Origin of the sequence: Immundisolibacter sp. (assembly GCF_050250495.1) — a bacterium.
In the GTDB taxonomy this organism is placed as follows: Bacteria; Pseudomonadota; Gammaproteobacteria; order Immundisolibacterales; family Immundisolibacteraceae; genus Immundisolibacter.
This window is the reverse complement of the sequence record NZ_JBFWOM010000006.1, coordinates 95943-111840: the sequence shown is the minus strand read 5'-3', so window position 1 is coordinate 111840 and position 15898 is coordinate 95943. Positions and strand designations below refer to the sequence as shown.

Genomic DNA, 15898 nt, shown 5'->3' with positions numbered 1-15898 from the left:
CACGAGGCCCCGCATGACCGCCGCCACCCCGCTGCGCATCGCCATCGCCGGCGCCGCCGGCCGCATGGGCCGCACGCTGATCGCCACCTGCGCCGAGCGGCCGGGGCTCGCGCTCGCGGCCGCCTTCGAGCACGCCGGCAGCAGCGCGCTCGGGCTCGATGCCGGCGTGCTGGCCGGCCTGCCGGCGAACGGCATCGCCGTCACGGCCGATGACGCGCTCGCCACGAGCGCGTTCGACGTGCTGATCGACTTCACGAGCCCCGCCGCCACGCTCGCGCACGCAGCGGCCTGCGCGGCGAGCGGGCGCGCGCTGGTGGTCGGCACCACGGGCCTGACCGCCGCGCAGAAGGCGGAACTCGCCGCTGCCGCCACGCGCACGCCCGTCATGTTCGCCGCCAACATGAGCGTCGGCGTCACGCTGTGTCTGGCGCTGCTGCGGCAGGCGGCGCAGGTGCTGGGCGACGACTTCGACGTCGAGATCATCGAGGCGCACCACCGCCACAAGGTGGACGCGCCGTCCGGCACCGCGCTGCGCATGGGCGAGGTGGTGGCTGACGCGCTGGGGCGGGATCTCGCCGACTGCGCCGTCTACGGCCGCGAGGGCCAGACCGGCGCCCGCGACCGGCGCACGATCGGGTTTGCGACGGTGCGCGGCGGCGACATCGTCGGCGACCACACGGTGCTGTTCGCCGGCGAGGGTGAGCGCATCGAGATCACCCACAAGGCGAGCAGCCGCCTCACCTTTGCCCGCGGCGCGCTGCGCGCCGCGGCCTGGCTAGCCGGCCAGCCGGCCGGGCTTTACGACATGCAGGACGTGCTCGGGCTGCGCTGAACCGCCCGCCGGCGCGGGGGTCAGCAGGGAATCAGATACCAACGCCCGAGAATGAAGACCCAGTAGTAGCAGGAGCCTTCAGCCTTGAGCACGGTCACCTGACTGACACCACGAATGGCCTTGATCGCATCCGGCGGTGGCACATCGCTCGGGGCGATGGGTTTGCCGTCGGGCGTCCGCGGCTCAAGGTTGCCGTTCTGATCCGGCACCAGCACGAACGGCAGGCCGGCAAAGGGACTCGCCTGCGGCTCGGCGGCTTTCTCCTGGCCACAGCCGGACAACGCTGCGCAGGCCAGCAGCACGGCTGCCGCCCAACCGGTCTTGCACCACATCCTCATTGCTCATCCTCCCTTGCGTCGGCCTATCAATCGAACATCAAGCTCACGCTGCCGTACAGCAGACGCTCCGGGTACAGCTCCGGATTCTGCGGGTCGGTATCCTGAAACTGCACCGTGGTATCGAACAGGTTTCTCACCCCCACGCTCACCAGTCCTAGCCGGCGCGGCAGCCGGTAAGCGAGGCGCGCGTCGCTCAGCCAGAAGCTGTCGCGGGCGTGGCGCTGCTCGCCATTGGTGGTGACCACGAAATCACCGTTCTGCCGGTAGCCGGTAACGGCGAAATCGGCCAGCCATCCGGCCGGGTGGCTGTAACGCACACCCAGCGGCACGCTGTGCGTGCGCAGATCGAAAATCCCCCAGTTGCCGGACTCGACCCCGCGTGGCGCCTCATCGGAGTGGGTACGTTTCTGGTAGCGGTACTCGGCGCGCAGCGCCCAGCGCGCAGCCGGTGTCCAGTAACCGTACAGCCTGTGCAGTTGCTGACGGTCCTGGCTGACCTCGCGCGTGTTCGGAAAAGCCAGGTACGGCGTTTCGAGGCGCCGCCAGCTCGCCTCGCCGCCGACGTCCAGACCATCGAGCAGACGCCGATCCAGACCCAGCGCGTAGCGGTCGCTGCGCGTGCCGATCACGTCGTCGAAGAACTGCACGAAGCCCGCCACCTGCACCGGCTCGATGGTGCCCTTGCCGATCAGCTCGCGGTGCACCGCGCGCAGCGCCGCGGCGCGCAGCGTGGTGCGATCGTCGAGCGCCCACACCAGGCCAAGTTTGGGGCTCCAGCGGGTCTTGTCGACGACGTCGGCATCGACTGAATCCACGGCCAGGCCGAGTGTCCACTGCGTGCCGCCGGGCCCGTCGACGTAACCGTAGGCGTAGCCGTTGTGCTGGCGGTCGTGCTGATCGAGCATGAAGCCGTTGATGTCGACGTCACCGTTCGCACGGTAGTGACCACCGCCCAACAGCAGACGCCCGGCGGCGCCGGAGACCACCTGCTGTGCCTCGACCAGCAGGGGTTTGCTGTCGCCTCGCACCTTGAACGGCACTGTGATGGTGGTCGGCGGCGGAAACGGGAACGGAATCTCCAGTTCGTAATCCTGCCCCTCGTGCACGCTCTCGCGCTGTACCGACAGCAGCGTGCTGTGGCCGGGCGCCCAGTCGTGCCGCAGGCCGAGGCGGTAGGTGTCGCGGTCGCGGAACTGGCGCAGCGTCGGCGAGTCGACGTCGTCGAACGGATAAAGACCAATGTCACCGCGCTCCTCGCGCCGACGCCGCGCCTCGGCCTGCACGCTGGTGCCGGGCGCCACGCGCCACTGCGCGAACAGGTCGTAGAGGTCGATGTCCTGGTCGGCGTTGTCGCGAAAGCCGTCGGTGCTGTACCCGAACTGCGCGGCCGAGATCGACAGCGGCCCCGACAGCATGGTGGCCATGACGTCGTTGCTGAACAGGCCATCGCCGCCGCCGACGGCGCTGGCGAGCACGCTCACCCCGTCCCGCACGAACAGCGGCGTGTATTCGTTGAGGCCGCTTTGCAGGGACACCGCGCCCTGGCGGATGCCGAGATCCTCCGCTCGCGCCTGGGGCTGCAGCGGCAGCACGCTCAGCGGCTGCCACAACTGCGCCTGGAGCAGCTCCGACAGGCGGCCGGTTTCGTGGTCCGGCAGGCCAAGGTAACTGTCCGCCAGCAGCCGGTGGGCGGAAAAGTCGGTGGGGTCGCTGGCCAGCGCGGCGCTCGCCTCGCGCCGGGCCAGCTGCTCGAAGCCGAGCGCCTCGTACACGCGCCCGCTGCTGGCCTGGCGGGCGGCCAGATCCTCGTCGAGCTGGAGTTTGGAGCGGTACACGGCGCGGTTGTCGTTGCGCTTGACCGACTCCTCCAGCGCCGCGCGCGCCTCGACCGGCCGGTTGGCCGCCAGCAGGCCGAGCGCCTCGTAAAACCACGGCGTCGGGTCGGCGGGGTCGAGTTCCCGGGCGCGGCCAAGCTCGGCCTGCGCCGGGTGGTCGCGCCGCTCGGCCAGGTACGCCTTGGCGAGATAACTGCGCAGCAGCGACTGGCCCGGGTCGAGACTGACGGCGATCTCCATCTGCCGGCGGCCGGCGGCGAGATCGTCCTGGCGGATCAGCGCCAGGCCCAGGCCCAGGCGCGCCAGTGGGTCGAGCGGATCGGCGGCGCTCGCCTGCTCGAACTGCGCCTGCGCGGCCGGGGCGTCGTCGCCCACCAGCTGCGCAAAACCCGACAGCCGCCGGGCATATCCCGCCTGCGGGCCGGCTAGCACCGCCTGCGCCCGGCGCCGCGCGGCGCGATGATCGTCTGCGGCCAGGTCGAGTTCGGCCAGGCGCAAGCCGGCAAGGTCGTCCGCGGGTGCAAGTTGGGCGGCGCGGCTGGCCGCCTGCCTCGCACCCGCCAGATCGAACGCCGCCTGCCGCGCGTACGAGCGCGCCAGCCAGGCATTGGGCACCGTCGGCGCCAGTGTGGTCGCCTCGGCGCTCAGACGATCGGCTTCGGTGGTCTCACCGCGCGCCAGCGCGATGACTGCTTGCAGCGATAGCGCTTCGGCGCGCTGCGGCGGCTCGGCACCTTCCCTGACAGCCTGCACGAGTTCCTGCGCTGCCGCGGCGTCACCAGCAGCGAGCCGTGCCCGCGCCTCGGCCAGCGCCGTTCCCGAGAGCGGTGGGTAATGCAGCGCCCAGTCCAGGCCGTCGCGACTGCCGGCGCCGACCCGCACCTCGGTCTCGCCGGCGCGTGTCACGCGCAGGCTCTCGCCGGGCTTCAGCGTGCGGCCGGCCGCGGTCACCTGGCCCTCGAACAGCGTCAGCTGATCGGCCACATCGCCGGCCACCAGCAGGAACTCGGTACCGTCGATGGCGGCATTCAGATACGGCGTGGCGGCGTTGAAGCGCTGCGGCGTGCGGCTCAGGAAATGCCCGCGTCCGTGCTGTACCTGCACGGCCGACACGGCCGCATCAGGGCTACGCCGGAACGACACGGCGCTTTGTTCCGACAAGCGCACGACAGTCTGGTTGGCAAGCTCCAGCACCGCGCTGCTGGCGGCGCCCACCCGCACCGACACGTCCGAGCAGAACCGGTCGCCCGCGCGCGCCGCGCGCCACGGACCGTCGGCGTCGACCTGCGCCTCGACCACGCCGCGCGCGCTGGCAAGCCGCGCCACCCACGCCTCGCAGGCGCACGCGGGCACCGCGGCCAGCAGCAGCGCAATCGCCACCCACGCTCGCAAGTCGGCCACTATCCGGCCCATGCGGACTTCCTTGTTGTTGATTGTTCGGGATTGAAACCGGCGCGCCCGCCGGCGCGCGGATCGCTACCGGCGGAAGGCCCGCGGCGAGGCGGCGCCCAATGGCCACGCGGGCAACGCGGGCAACGCGCTCCTCAGCATAACGTCAGATTTTTACAGTGACGATAGCGCCGTCTTCGCGCAAGGCGTCGCCCCGCTCCAGCGCCCGCAGGTAAAACGCCGTCACGCCGTCGTCCGGATCGGCCGCCTGTACTGCCTGAAACGCGCCAAGCGCGGCGCGCACGTCCCCGGCGGCGTAGGCGGCGAGCGCCTCTTCGAACAGCACCCGGGTGCTGGCGCGCGCGGCGACGCCTGTCAGCTGGTACAGCGCGAGCGCCTGCTCCCGGCCAGCCAGCACGAAGCGGCCGATCGGTCGACAGTCGATGTCCGGAAGTCCTGCCACCACCTCGGCGCTGGCCAGAACCTGCGTGCCGAGCTGCTTGTTCAGCGCCTCGATACGGCTGGCCGTGTTCACCACGTCGCCAATCGCCCGGTACTCGAAATGCTCGCCGGCGCCGACCGGACCCAGCACCAGTTCGCCCAGGTGGAGGCCGATCCGCGTCGGCAGCCGGCCGCCGCCGGGCAGCTCGAAGTTCGCCAGCGCCGCCTGGATGTCCATGGCTGCCCGGCAGGCACGCAGGCGCGCACCAACTCCGGCGTGCAGGAGCGGCCACAGGGCGAGCGCGGAGTCGCCGACGATGTCGGTCACGATGCCCTGCTGCGCGTGGATGGGTTCCAGCAGCGTCGCGAAGTAACGGTTCGCCAGTTCGTGCAGCCGCCGGGCCGGCAGGCGCTCGCCGAGCGCGGCGTAGCCGGCCGCGTCACTGATCAGGCACACGGCGCGGATGGGCCGCGACCGGTGGCTGGCCAACGCGCCCGACGCGTCGCGCGCCACGGCCTGCACCACGTGCGCCGGCAGGTACGGACGAAACGCCGCCACCACCTGCGCCCGCTCGCGACCGCTCGCACGGGCGCGCAGCGCGATCGCCGCCAGCAGGGCTCCGGCCACCTGCGCCAGCCACGGCACGAGCGGCAGCCATACGTTCCAACGACTGAAGACGAGCAATACCGCGAGGTAGACGCCGCCGGCCAGGGTCGCCGCCAACACCAGCGCCGGCAGCACGCCGAGGGCAAGAAAAAGCCCGGCCAGTGCCAGCGCCGACACGGCCAGGCCACCCGCCATGACCGCGGCGCGCGGCGTGTGCAGAAATTCCTGCCGCAGCAGGTTCAGATACGCCGTAGCGGCGATCTCCACCCCGGACAGGTCGAGCCCGTCCTCCCGCCCCACCACGGTCGGAAAACTGTCGAGCTGCGCCGGGAAGTACTTTTCGATGTGGCCGATGAACACGGCCTTGCCGCGCAGGTCGGGCACCGTGCCGAGCAGCACGTCGGCGGCCGACAGCACCCGCACGGCGTGCGGCGGACCGTAGAAGTTGAGCTGCCGCTCCGGCTCGCCCGCGGCCAGATCGCAGGCCGCGCGTTGCAGCGCCGTGGCGGCCGGTGGCGGGGGGCAAACGTTGCCCTGCACCTGCACGCGCAGCGCCGCCGCCGGCAGGGTGGCCAGCGTCGGCGCCGCCGGGTGATACAACCACACCCGATCGACCCGCGCCGGCGCCTTGGGCAGCACGAACGGCGCCACCGCGGCGGCGGCGTCCGCAAAACGCCGATACGGTCGGTACAGGCGGTCGACCATCACCTGACTGTCGCTGTGGGCCTCGGAGACCGCCCGCACCTCCCGCCGCATGCGGCCGAACAGGACCACGTTGCCGGCGTCGGCGATGGCGCTCGCCAACTGCTTGTCCCCGGCACCCAGCCGCGCCCGGGCAAAGAACACGTCGATCGCGATCACGTCGGCCCCGGCCGCCGCCGTGCGCTTGATCAGCCGGGCATAAACACTGCGCGGCCAGTCCGAAATGCGCGACGGCAGACCGAGCCGGCGGGCAGACTCCGAGTCGATGGAGACGATCAGCGCTTCGGCGGGCGCCGGCCGCGGGCCGCGGCTCGCAAACAACCACGGCAGGGTGACGTCCCGCTCCAGCCGATCGGCACCCGGCACCTGCCAGGCCAGCAGCCCGAGCAACCACACCAGCCCGGCGATACCGAGCGCGGTCCAGGTTTGCACCGGCCGAACCGGCACCCGGATAATCGATCGGCTCACCGCACCCCCCGGACCGGAAGAATGGCACAGCAACTGGCTTCCGAACTCGCACAATTCTCGATCCTGCAACCGCTGTCGGATGACGATTTGCAGCGCTTGCAGCAGATCGGTCGCGTGCGCACGACCCCGGCCGACCACCTGCTGATGAGCGAGCGCGACGCCAGCACGACGGTGTATTTCCTGCTGACCGGGGAGGTGCGCGTGTTCATCACCGGCAACGACGGCAAGGAGGCGACGGTCAACACGCTCAAGGCCGGCAGCTGGTTCGGGGAACTGGCGTTGCTCGGCGATGGCCTGCGCTCGGCCTCAATCATCACCACGACTCCGGCGCGCTTCCTGACGGTACCCGGGCCGGCGCTGCGCAGCCTCCTGATCGCCTACCCGCAGGCCACCGATCGGCTGCTGGAAGCACTCGGCCAGCGCATCCGTGGGCTCACGGCCACCGTGCGCGGGTATGCGCTCGGCGATGTCTACCATCGCCTGGCGCAACTGTTTCGAGAGCTGTCGGTGGACCAGGACGGGCAGCGCGTGATCATGAATCCGCCGCCCCAGCGCGAACTGGCGGCGCGCATCGGCGCGTCGCGCGAGATGGTGGCGCGGGTGTTGCGCGAACTGCGCCGCGGCGGCTACGTGGACACCAACCGCCAGCGCATCGTGCTCAAGAAACCGCTGCCGGCGCGGTTTTGAACCGCGCCGGCAGCGCGTCACAGTGGATAGATGATGTAGCGCGACGGCACGGCGGTATCCATCACCGCCCGCTTGGCAGCAAAACGCAGCGCACCACCCTCGTCGACGATCAAATCCTCATAATGCCCGGTCGCCAGCAGCGCCGACTTGCCCTCGGCGTTGGTGTAGAACACCGAGAAGTTGGTGCTGGCGGCGATGGCGCCGTCGTCGCCCCAGGCGCACAGGTCGCGCGACAGCATGTGCCGCGGCTGGTAGTGATCGACCACGCTCGCCCATACCTCGTTCACAAATTTCACCCGATCGCGCAGGCGCTCGTGGCAGTCGTCCAGCATCATGCCGACCGGCAGCCCCAGGCGCACGTTCTCGGCCGAGGTGAGCTCATAGCGGCCGGTGCTTGCAAAGCACGCCAGCCAGCCCTGCATGTCGCGCCGGTCGAGCGCATGGGCGTAGGCCTGCTGCAGGGCATCGACCCGCGCCAGCAGGCCGGGGTCCAGAATCACGTTCATGCTCAAAGTCCCATCACCTGCTTGTAGTAGCGCCACCAGGGCGTGTTGCCGGCCTCGTCGTTCTGCAGGCTGTGGTGGCCGTCCGGGCTTTCCTTGAGGCCCTTCAGGAAGTTGATCTCGCCGCCCGGCGCGCCCATGGCCTTCTGCACCCGCTCGAACATCGAGCCGTCCTCGATGCTGACGAAACCGCTCGGCCCCAGCAGGTTGGCCGACTGGCGGATGCGGTGCTGCAGCAGCTCCGGAGGGTCGTCGGCAAACGCGAGATACGTGTAGTGCACCTCGGTCTTGTCGGGTCCCAGCGGGCGGCCGAAGCGAAAGTTCATGGCGTTCAGATGCTTCACCACCTGCGTCACCGGCCGCAGCAGGTTCACCGCCGCGGTGCGCTCGTCGCCCTCGGTCATCACCAGCGATGCGTCGGCCAGATACCCGTTGTCGACCATGCGGTGCGCACCGTAGTGCGAGCCCCAGTGGCCGGCCGCGCCATCCGCCACCAGATCGGCCTTGCCGCCCTGGTAGTTCAGCATCCGGAAGGCGGTGTGGAGTAGGCCGGCGTGGTAGCCGTCGTTGTCCATGTACACCTTCCAGTTACAGTTGAAGACGATCTTCTGATAACCGAGCAGTTGCAGCTTGCGATCGCCGCCGCCGAGCGCGGCGCGGATCGAGTCCGCCACCTCGCCGAAGAACTCCTCGATTGGCGGCGCGGCGTCGTCGAACGTCGCCCACAGCACCTGGTTCCACAGCTGCGCGCGCAGGCGGCGCAGGCCGTAGTGGCGCTTGTCGAAGTTGTCCGGGAAGCGGTCCTCGCCCGGCACGTTGCGAAGGTTGCCGCAGTTGTCGTACGCCCACGCGTGGTACGGGCAGCTGAAGTCGGTGGCGCTGCCCTTGAACTCGGTGGTGATCTGCACGCCGCGGTGGGCGCAGGCATTCACCAGCACGGCGAACTCGTCGGCGCCAACGCGGGTCACGATCAGCGGCGTTTCGCCGACCACGATGGTCTTGTAGTCGTTGACCTTGGGCAGTTCCGCTTCCAGCGCCACCGGATGCCAGAACGGGCCGTAGAAGATGCGGTCCAGCTCTTGGCGGTAGACGGCATCGTCCGTGTACAGGTAGTACGGCACGTGGGTGTGGTCAGTCCAGGTGCGGACCGGCAAATCACTGCGGGGTGCATTCATGGTCGATACTCCAGTCGACGGCGTGCGGGCGTCGGCGCGCCCGAAGCCTATTTATAACAGTCTGCATGCTTAAACCAGAACGTTCGTTGACCTGCGTCAGTGCCGAAGACTTTGCCGCGCCCGGCACGCTCAATCTCATGGCGAGCATCGAGCGCGCCGCCGGCGGCGCGTGTGCAGGATCTGCGCTGCCCCCGCTCGATCCTTTAACGCTCGCCACCAAGCGCAGCCTGGTGCTGCTGATCATCGATGGTCTTGGCAGCGAGTACCTGGCCCACGCCAGCCCCGGCGGGCCGCTGTCGAACAATCGGCTCGTCGACTTGCGCAGCGTGTGCCCGGCCACCACCGCGGCGGCGGTGACCACGTTTTTCACCGGGCAGTCGCCGGCGAGCCACGGCCTGCTCGGCTGGTTCACGCCGTTCGAGGCGCGCGACGAGGTCGTGCTGCCGCTGCTGGCGAGGGTGCGAAACGGCCGCTCGCTGCCGGCGGATGACCTTGCGACGCTGTACCGCAGTCCGCCGCTCGCGGCGCGCCTCGCCCGCGACTGCCATGTCGTCACCGCGCGGCGCCTGGTGGGCTCCGCCTACACGCGCCAGCACGCCGGCCCCGCCGCCGTGCACGGCTACCGCTCGTTGACGGGCCTGTTCGGCCTGCTGGAACGGCTGCTGCGCGCGGACGGCCCGCCACGCTATATCCACGCGTATTGGCCGGAACTCGATCATCTCGGCCACGAGCGCGGCATCGGCCACCGACGCACGCGCGAGCACCTGCACGACATCGAGGCGCAGCTGGCGCGGTTTCTGAAGGCCGTCGCCGGCACGAACGCGACGGTGCTGGTGACGTCCGATCACGGCTTTGTCGACATCGCGCCCGGTCACGCCCTGCTGCTGAACGACCGGCCGCAGATCGTGCAGCGCCTGCGCCTGCCGCTCGCCGGCGAGTCGCGCCTGGCCTTCGTGCACGCCAAGCCGGGTGAACGCGACGCACTCGGCGCCGACCTTGCGGAGTTTCTGGGCGAGCGGGCCACGATTCACGCCGGCCAGCAGTTCATCGACGCCGGCTTTCTGGGGCCGGGCGAGCCCCATCCCGCGCTCGCGCAGCGCGTTGGCGATTTCGTGATTGCCATGGCGGACGGTTGGACGCTGCGCGACCGCCTGCCGGGCGAGACGCCGTTCGCGCCGGTCGGCGTGCACGGCGGCCTCAGCGACGCCGAGCGGCGGGTGCCGCTGGCGGTGTTCGAGACCTGATGGCGGTATTTTTTGAACCGCCTGTCAACCGCAGCCACGCGACATCCGTTATTGGCTACGGGCCGGCGGAAACGGCCCGCACCCCACCTGCACAGGAGCCTCACCATGCGCAAGACCCTTCTGCTCGCCACGCTGATCGGCGCGAGTCTCGCCACGACTGCCTTCGCCGACGACGGCCGCGGCGACCGCATCGAGCAACGCCTCGACCAGCGCGGTGACCGCATCGACACCCGCCTCGACAACCGCGGCGAGCGCGTCGACACCCGCCTCGACGACCGCGGCGATCGCATCGATCAGCGGCTCGACAGCGCCGCCGATCGCGCCGCCGCGGCCGGCCGCGATAACGCCGCCACGCGCCTGGATCAACGCGGCGACCGCATCGACACGCGGCTCGATAACCGGGGCGACCGCATCGGCACCCGCCTCGACAACCGCGGTGACCGCATCGACACCCGGCTTGATAACCGCGGCGAGCGCATCCACAACCGGATCGACAACCGCCCGCACGCGGGCGGCGGCGCCCGTCGCCGCGGCCGCTGAGCCAAGCCATGCCGCACCGGTGAAGGCGGATGCGGCGGCGCTGGATGCCTTCCTCGCCAGCATCGAGCGGCGCGCGCTGCGCGTGGCGGAAACCGCCGTCGGCAGCCGCGCCGATGCGCTCGACATCGTGCAGGACGCCATGCTGAGCCTCGCCCGCAGTTACGGCGGGCGCGATCCCGCGCAGTGGCCGGCGCTGTTCCACCGCATCCTCGAACACCGCATCCAGGACTGCCGGCGCTCGCGAAAACGAGACGGCCGCTACTTTGTGGAACTCGCGGCAACCGACGACGAGGCGCCAGACCCGCTTGCCAACCTCGCCGCCGATCCCGCGCCGGGGCCGCAGCGCGGCACCGAAAGCTCACAGGCGCTCGTCGCGCTCGAAGCGGCGCTGCGCGCCCTGCCAGACCGCCAGCGCGAGGCGTTCACGCTGCGCATCTGGCAAGAGGCGGACACCGCGCAGGCCGCGCGCGCCATGGGCGTGAGCGAGGGCAGCGTGAAAACACACCTGTTCCGGGCGCTAGTCGCGCTGCGCGCGGTGCTCGGGGAGCACTGGCCATGAACCCTGATCGCGATCCGCTGGCCGACGCCGCGCGGCGGCTGTTGCAGGACAGCGAACACACGCTCGACGCGCTCACGCTGGCGCGGTTGTCGGCCGCGCGCCGCCGCGCCGTGGCGCAGGCGGCGTCACCCGTGCGCTGGTGGCAGCGGCCGGCCCGGCGCTGGCCGGCGCTCGCGGTTGCCTGCGCGGCGGCGCTGCTCGTCGTGACGCTGCTGCCGCGCGAAGGCCGCTTCCCCGCCGACGCCGATGCGCTCGACTACGCCACCGCCACCGACGCGGCGGTCTACGAAGACCTGGAGTTCTATCAGTGGCTCGACCAAGTGGACGGCGCTGGCTCGCCGCGCTCGCCCTCGTGACCGCCGTGAGCCACGCCAACGCGCCGCCGCCGGACGCGGACCTGCTCGAATTCATCGGCGAATGGGGTGAGGACGCCGCGCTCGTCGACGCGGCCGACGACACCGCCGCGCAAGACCCGAACAGCCCGCCGCCACCCGCGCAGGCCGACCATGCTGACGACTAGACAGCCATTTCGTCGCATCAACGTGCCGACCTGGCTGCAACGCGCGGCCGTGGTGCTGGCGCTACTGTGGCTTGGGCCCACCCAAGCCGACGACGCCGTGCCGTGGTCCGGCTTGGCGCCCGAACAGCAGCGCCTGCTGGCCCCGCTGCGCGAGCGCTGGGACAGCCTGCCGGCGCAGCGCCAGCAGCGGCTCATCACAGGCGCCGAACGCTGGCAGCGCATGACGCCCGACGAGCAGGCCACCGCGCGCGAGCGCCTGCGGCGGTATCGGGAAATGAGCCCCGAACAGCGCGAGCGCCTGCAGCAGCGCCGCCGGCAGTTCGAGGCCCTGCCGCCGGACCAGCAGGCGCGGCTTCGCGAGCGCTGGCAGCGGTTTCGGGCGCTGCCGCCCGAGCAGCGGCAGGAACTGCGGCGGCGGTTTCAGGCCCTGCCGCCCGAGGAGCGCCGCGAGCGCCTGCAACGCTGGCGCGACCGGTCGGGCGAGCGTCCGGGGCGCAACCCGGACCGCTGAACGACGCCGCGCCCGGTCGCGGCGCCGCTCTTGAATTACGCCGCGTGCGCCCCATATCCGCGCCAGTCGCCCCCCGCCACCGCCCCGACCGCACGAGGCCGTCATGACGCACGCCGAAACGCTCAGCTTCACCACCGAAACCAGTCAGCTGCTGAAGCTGATGATCCACAGCCTGTACAGCAACCGCGAAATCTTCCTGCGCGAGCTGGTCTCGAACGCGTCGGACGCGCTCGACAAGCTGCGCTTCGAGGGCTACAGCGATGGCACGCTGCTGGACGGCGGCGGCGAGCTGCGTATCGAGATCGAGTGCGACCCCGCCGCGCACACCGTGACGGTGCGCGACAACGGCATCGGCATGAGCCGCGAGGAGGTGATCGCCAACATCGGCACCATCGCCCGCTCCGGCACGGCCGAGTTCGTGAAGGCGATGCAGGACAGCAAGACCCAGGACGCGCGCCTGATCGGCCAGTTCGGCGTGGGCTTCTACTCCGCCTTCATCGTCGCCGACCGGGTGACGCTGACCACCCGCCGCGCCGGCCGGCCGGACGAGGACGGCGTGCGCTGGCAGTCGGCCGGTGAGGGTGACTACACGCTGGAGACGGTCGCCGCGCCGCGCGGCACGCAAATCGTGCTGCACCTGCGCGACGACGCGCACGAGTTCGCGGATGCCTGGCGTCTGAAGTCGATCATCCGCACCTACTCGGACCACATCACGTTCCCGGTGCGCATGCCGGCGGCGAAGCCGGTGGCCGATGAAGATCAGTCTGAGGCTGAAACCCCCGACGCGCCCGCCTGGGACACGGTGAACCAGGCCACCGCGCTGTGGGTGCGCCCGCGCGCGCAGATCACCCAGGACGAGTACGACGCGTTCTACAAGCAGCTCAGCTACGACATGCAGCCGCCGCTGGCGCAGTTGCACAGCCGCGTCGAAGGCAGCCACGAGTACACGGCGCTGCTGTTCGTGCCGTCCGCCGAGCCGTTCGACCTGTGGGACCGCGAGCGCCGCCACGGCGTGCGCCTGTACGTGAAGCGCGTGTTCATCATGGACGACGCGGCCCACCTGCTGCCGGCGTACCTGCGCTTCGTGCGCGGCGTGATCGACGCCGACGACCTGCCGCTGAACGTGTCGCGCGAGATCCTGCAGGGCAGCAAGGTGGTGGACAGCATCCGCGCCGGCAGCACGCGCCGCGTGCTCGGCCTGCTCGACGAGATGGCGCGCGAGGACGCCGACAAGTACGCCCGCTTCTGGGGTCTGTTCGGCCGCGTGCTCAAGGAAGGCGTGGTCGAGGACCACGGCAACCGCGACCGCATCGCCGCGCTGCTGCGCTTCTCGACCACGGTCGAGTCCGCGCCCACGGTGTCGCTGGCCGACTATGTGGCGCGCATGAAGGACGGCCAGAAGGCCATCTACTACATCACCGCCGATTCGGTGGCCGCGGCCGCCGCCTCGCCGCATCTGGAGGCGCTGCGCGCGCGCGGCGTGGAAGTGCTGCTGCTCGGCGACCGCATCGACGAATGGCTGGTCGGCAGCCTGCCGGAATTCGACGGCAAGCCGCTGCAATCGGCCGCGCAGGCGGATCTCAAGCTCGACGAGCTGCCGCCGGCGCAGACCGACCTGCCCCCGGTGGCGGACGCCGACTGGGCGCCGACGCTGAGCGCGCTGCAGACGGCGCTCGGCGACGTGGTCGAGTCGGTGCGCCTGTCCGATCGCCTGACCGAATCCGCCGTGTGCCTCGTCGCCGGCAAGGAGGGCCTGTCCGGCAACCTCGAACGGTTGCTCAAGTCCGCCGGCCAGGACGTGCCCGAGAACAAGCGCGTGCTGGAGGTGAACCCGCGCCACCCGCTGCTCACGCGGGTGAAAGCCGGCGCCGACGCCGAGCACGTCCAGGACTGGGCGCGGCTGCTCTACGACCAGGCGCTGCTGGCGGAAGGCGGCCAGCTCGAACAGCCGGCGCAGTTCGTGCAGCGCATGAACCGGCTGCTGCTCGGCGGGTGACGCGCCGACGGGGGCTTCGCTGCCCTTGTCGACGCTGCCCGCTACAACTCCCCCCCCGCTCGGTCGCTGCCGTCACGCGCGCCGGGCGGGCGTTGACGCCGATCAAGGCGGCCACGAATTCATAAATGCGAATCGTTCTTGTTTTGATATAGACTCCCTGCAACCGCGGCAACGGGCTCGCGGCTACACACACTCGAAGGGAGGATTCATGAACGGTCGCACTTCGACGCGGCGCGCGCTGGCCGCCGCCGTGCTCGGCAGCGCGCTGGCGCCCATGGCGCACGGCGCAGCATCCATCGACAGCATCGAGCAGACGCTGGCGCAGCTCCAGGCGCAGCTCGCCGCGGCGCAGCAGGAAATTGCCGCCCTCAAGAACGAGAACCAGCAGATCAAGCAGCAGGTTGCCGCCACCGGCGAGGCGGTCGAGAAGGCCGAGCAGGAAGCCGCCGCGCGCGGCCCGTCGTGGACTGAGAAGACCAGTCTCGGCGCCTATGGCGAGATGCACTGGAACAGCCTGCAAAGCAAGGACGAGATCGACTTTCACCGCTTCGTGCTGTTCCTCGGGCACGAGTTCGACGCCAGGACGCGCCTGTTCGCCGAGGTGGAAATCGAACACTCCATCGCGGGCGAGGGCCAGGAGGGCGAAATCGAGCTCGAACAGGCCTACATCGAGCGCGACCTGTTCGAAGCCCAGCACGCGCAGTTCGGCCTGTTCCTGCTGCCGCTCGGCATCCTGAACGAGCACCACGAGCCGGACACCTTCTACGGCGTGGAGCGCAACCCGATCGAGAACGCCATCATCCCGACCACCTGGTGGGAAGGCGGCGTCGGCCTGCGCGGCGACATCGCGCCCGGCTGGGATTACCACGTGGCCGCGCACTCGGGTCTCGAAGTGCCGATCACCGGCAGCAGCGCCTTCCTGCCGCGCAGTGGACGCCAGAAAGTGTCCGAGGCGCCGGCCGAGGATCCGGCCGGCACCGCGCGCATCCGCTACACCGGCATTCCGGGCCTGGAACTGGCGCTCGCCGGCCAGTACCAGGACGACCTGACGCAAGGCCTGGGCGACCGTGCCCGCGCCTTCCTGTGGGAAACGCACGCCGTGTTCCAGCGCGGGCCGTTCGGCCTGCGCGCGCTGTACGCGGCCTGGGACATCGGCGGCGATCAGGCCGAGGCGCGCGGCCGCGACGAGCAGAACGGCTGGTACGTGGAGCCGTCCTGGCGCTTCAACGAGCAGTGGGGCGTGTTCGCGCGCTACAACCGCTGGGACAACACCGCCGGCGACAGCGCCGACAGCAAGTTCCGGCAGGTCGACGTCGGTTTCAACTACTGGCTGTCGGAGCAGGTGGTGCTGAAGCTCGATTACATGGACAAGAACGGCCCGACCTCGGCCCAGGACGACCACGGCATGAACGCGGGCGTGGGCTTCTCGTTTTGAGTCGGAAACTGAAAATTCCTTCCATGGAATTTTTCAGTTCGCTGCATCGCGGGCCGCGCCCGCGATGCGCTCCACGGCCAAGGACCCGCGTCCTTGGCCGTGGCGGGGCGTCCTGC

The 15898-nt window shown here is 70.4% G+C and carries 15 protein-coding genes; 10 read left to right on the top strand and 5 right to left on the bottom strand.

Annotated elements, in window-relative coordinates:
- Window positions 1-13: 13 nt before the first annotated feature.
- Window positions 14-832 carry a 4-hydroxy-tetrahydrodipicolinate reductase gene (gene dapB / locus AB7F93_RS06585; RefSeq protein WP_428302093.1) on the top strand — a complete coding sequence of 273 codons (819 nt, stop codon included), beginning with the start codon at window positions 14-16 and terminating at the stop codon, window positions 830-832.
- A 20-nt stretch (window positions 833-852) separates the two neighbouring features.
- On the opposite strand, the gene AB7F93_RS06580 is transcribed toward dapB, so the two are convergent.
- The 3 genes from AB7F93_RS06580 to AB7F93_RS06570 all read right to left on the bottom strand — a co-directional run bounded on the left by AB7F93_RS06580 (window position 853) and on the right by AB7F93_RS06570 (window position 6576).
- Window positions 853-1164, bottom strand: coding sequence for a hypothetical protein (locus AB7F93_RS06580; protein ID WP_428302092.1), 312 nt, complete (start codon window positions 1162-1164; stop codon window positions 853-855).
- A 32-nt stretch (window positions 1165-1196) separates the two neighbouring features.
- Window positions 1197-4406, bottom strand: coding sequence for a TonB-dependent receptor domain-containing protein (locus AB7F93_RS06575; RefSeq protein ID WP_428302091.1), 3210 nt, complete (start codon window positions 4404-4406; stop codon window positions 1197-1199).
- Between the two features lie 154 nt (window positions 4407-4560).
- Window positions 4561-6576: a CHASE2 domain-containing protein gene (locus AB7F93_RS06570; protein ID WP_428302090.1), complete on the bottom strand. Its 2016-nt coding sequence runs from the start codon at window positions 6574-6576 to the stop codon at window positions 4561-4563.
- Window positions 6577-6633: 57 nt separating this feature from the next.
- On the opposite strand from AB7F93_RS06570, the gene AB7F93_RS06565 reads away from it, so the two are divergent.
- On the top strand, window positions 6634-7299 hold the full coding sequence (locus AB7F93_RS06565) for a Crp/Fnr family transcriptional regulator (protein ID WP_428302089.1): 666 nt from the start codon (window positions 6634-6636) through the stop codon (window positions 7297-7299).
- Between the two features lie 17 nt (window positions 7300-7316).
- On the opposite strand, the gene AB7F93_RS06560 is transcribed toward AB7F93_RS06565, so the two are convergent.
- Together AB7F93_RS06560 and AB7F93_RS06555 are read right to left on the bottom strand one after the other, a co-directional pair.
- Window positions 7317-7805 (bottom strand): aromatic-ring-hydroxylating dioxygenase subunit beta, encoded by a 489-nt coding sequence (locus tag AB7F93_RS06560; protein ID WP_428302088.1) that lies wholly within the window; start codon window positions 7803-7805, stop codon window positions 7317-7319.
- Between the two features lie 2 nt (window positions 7806-7807).
- Window positions 7808-8977 carry an aromatic ring-hydroxylating oxygenase subunit alpha gene (locus tag AB7F93_RS06555; RefSeq protein ID WP_428302087.1) on the bottom strand — a complete coding sequence of 390 codons (1170 nt, stop codon included), beginning with the start codon at window positions 8975-8977 and terminating at the stop codon, window positions 7808-7810.
- A gap of 65 nt (window positions 8978-9042) precedes the next feature.
- Here AB7F93_RS06555 and AB7F93_RS06550 point away from each other — a divergent pair, with 65 nt between their 5' ends.
- The 8 genes from AB7F93_RS06550 to AB7F93_RS06515 all read left to right on the top strand — a co-directional run bounded on the left by AB7F93_RS06550 (window position 9043) and on the right by AB7F93_RS06515 (window position 15782).
- Window positions 9043-10221: an alkaline phosphatase family protein gene (locus AB7F93_RS06550; protein WP_428302086.1), complete on the top strand. Its 1179-nt coding sequence runs from the start codon at window positions 9043-9045 to the stop codon at window positions 10219-10221.
- A 105-nt stretch (window positions 10222-10326) separates the two neighbouring features.
- Entirely contained in the window at window positions 10327-10761 is a 435-nt protein-coding gene (locus tag AB7F93_RS06545) for a hypothetical protein (protein ID WP_428302085.1), read from the top strand.
- Window positions 10762-10780: 19 nt separating this feature from the next.
- On the top strand, window positions 10781-11320 hold the full coding sequence (locus AB7F93_RS06540; RefSeq protein WP_428302084.1) for an RNA polymerase sigma factor: 540 nt from the start codon (window positions 10781-10783) through the stop codon (window positions 11318-11320).
- Complete coding sequence (locus AB7F93_RS06535) at window positions 11317-11676, top strand: hypothetical protein (protein ID WP_428302083.1); 360 nt, start codon at window positions 11317-11319, stop codon at window positions 11674-11676. The genes AB7F93_RS06540 and AB7F93_RS06535 overlap by 4 nt, the downstream gene beginning before the upstream one ends.
- Entirely contained in the window at window positions 11628-11840 is a 213-nt protein-coding gene (locus AB7F93_RS06530; protein ID WP_428302082.1) for a hypothetical protein, read from the top strand. Before AB7F93_RS06535 ends, AB7F93_RS06530 begins: the two co-directional genes overlap by 49 nt.
- On the top strand, window positions 11827-12351 hold the full coding sequence (locus AB7F93_RS06525) for a DUF3106 domain-containing protein (protein WP_428302081.1): 525 nt from the start codon (window positions 11827-11829) through the stop codon (window positions 12349-12351). Before AB7F93_RS06530 ends, AB7F93_RS06525 begins: the two co-directional genes overlap by 14 nt.
- A gap of 103 nt (window positions 12352-12454) precedes the next feature.
- Window positions 12455-14347 (top strand): molecular chaperone HtpG, encoded by a 1893-nt coding sequence (gene htpG / locus AB7F93_RS06520; RefSeq protein ID WP_428302080.1) that lies wholly within the window; start codon window positions 12455-12457, stop codon window positions 14345-14347.
- Window positions 14348-14555: 208 nt separating this feature from the next.
- Window positions 14556-15782 carry a porin gene (locus AB7F93_RS06515; protein WP_428302079.1) on the top strand — a complete coding sequence of 409 codons (1227 nt, stop codon included), beginning with the start codon at window positions 14556-14558 and terminating at the stop codon, window positions 15780-15782.
- Window positions 15783-15898 lie beyond the last annotated feature (116 nt).

What these genes read in the sequence shown, in the direction of transcription:
- dapB (WP_428302093.1), top strand. Translation starts at nt 14, where the DNA reads ATGACCGCCGCCACCCCGCTGCGCATCGCCATCGCCGGCGCCGCCGGC.
- AB7F93_RS06580 (WP_428302092.1), bottom strand. Translation starts at nt 1,164, where the DNA reads ATGTGGTGCAAGACCGGTTGGGCGGCAGCCGTGCTGCTGGCCTGCGCA.
- AB7F93_RS06565 (WP_428302089.1), top strand. Translation starts at nt 6,634, where the DNA reads ATGGCACAGCAACTGGCTTCCGAACTCGCACAATTCTCGATCCTGCAA.
- AB7F93_RS06560 (WP_428302088.1), bottom strand. Translation starts at nt 7,805, where the DNA reads ATGAACGTGATTCTGGACCCCGGCCTGCTGGCGCGGGTCGATGCCCTG.
- AB7F93_RS06555 (WP_428302087.1), bottom strand. Translation starts at nt 8,977, where the DNA reads ATGAATGCACCCCGCAGTGATTTGCCGGTCCGCACCTGGACTGACCAC.
- AB7F93_RS06550 (WP_428302086.1), top strand. Translation starts at nt 9,043, where the DNA reads ATGCTTAAACCAGAACGTTCGTTGACCTGCGTCAGTGCCGAAGACTTT.
- AB7F93_RS06545 (WP_428302085.1), top strand. Translation starts at nt 10,327, where the DNA reads ATGCGCAAGACCCTTCTGCTCGCCACGCTGATCGGCGCGAGTCTCGCC.
- AB7F93_RS06535 (WP_428302083.1), top strand. Translation starts at nt 11,317, where the DNA reads ATGAACCCTGATCGCGATCCGCTGGCCGACGCCGCGCGGCGGCTGTTG.
- AB7F93_RS06525 (WP_428302081.1), top strand. Translation starts at nt 11,827, where the DNA reads ATGCTGACGACTAGACAGCCATTTCGTCGCATCAACGTGCCGACCTGG.
- htpG (WP_428302080.1), top strand. Translation starts at nt 12,455, where the DNA reads ATGACGCACGCCGAAACGCTCAGCTTCACCACCGAAACCAGTCAGCTG.
- AB7F93_RS06515 (WP_428302079.1), top strand. Translation starts at nt 14,556, where the DNA reads ATGAACGGTCGCACTTCGACGCGGCGCGCGCTGGCCGCCGCCGTGCTC.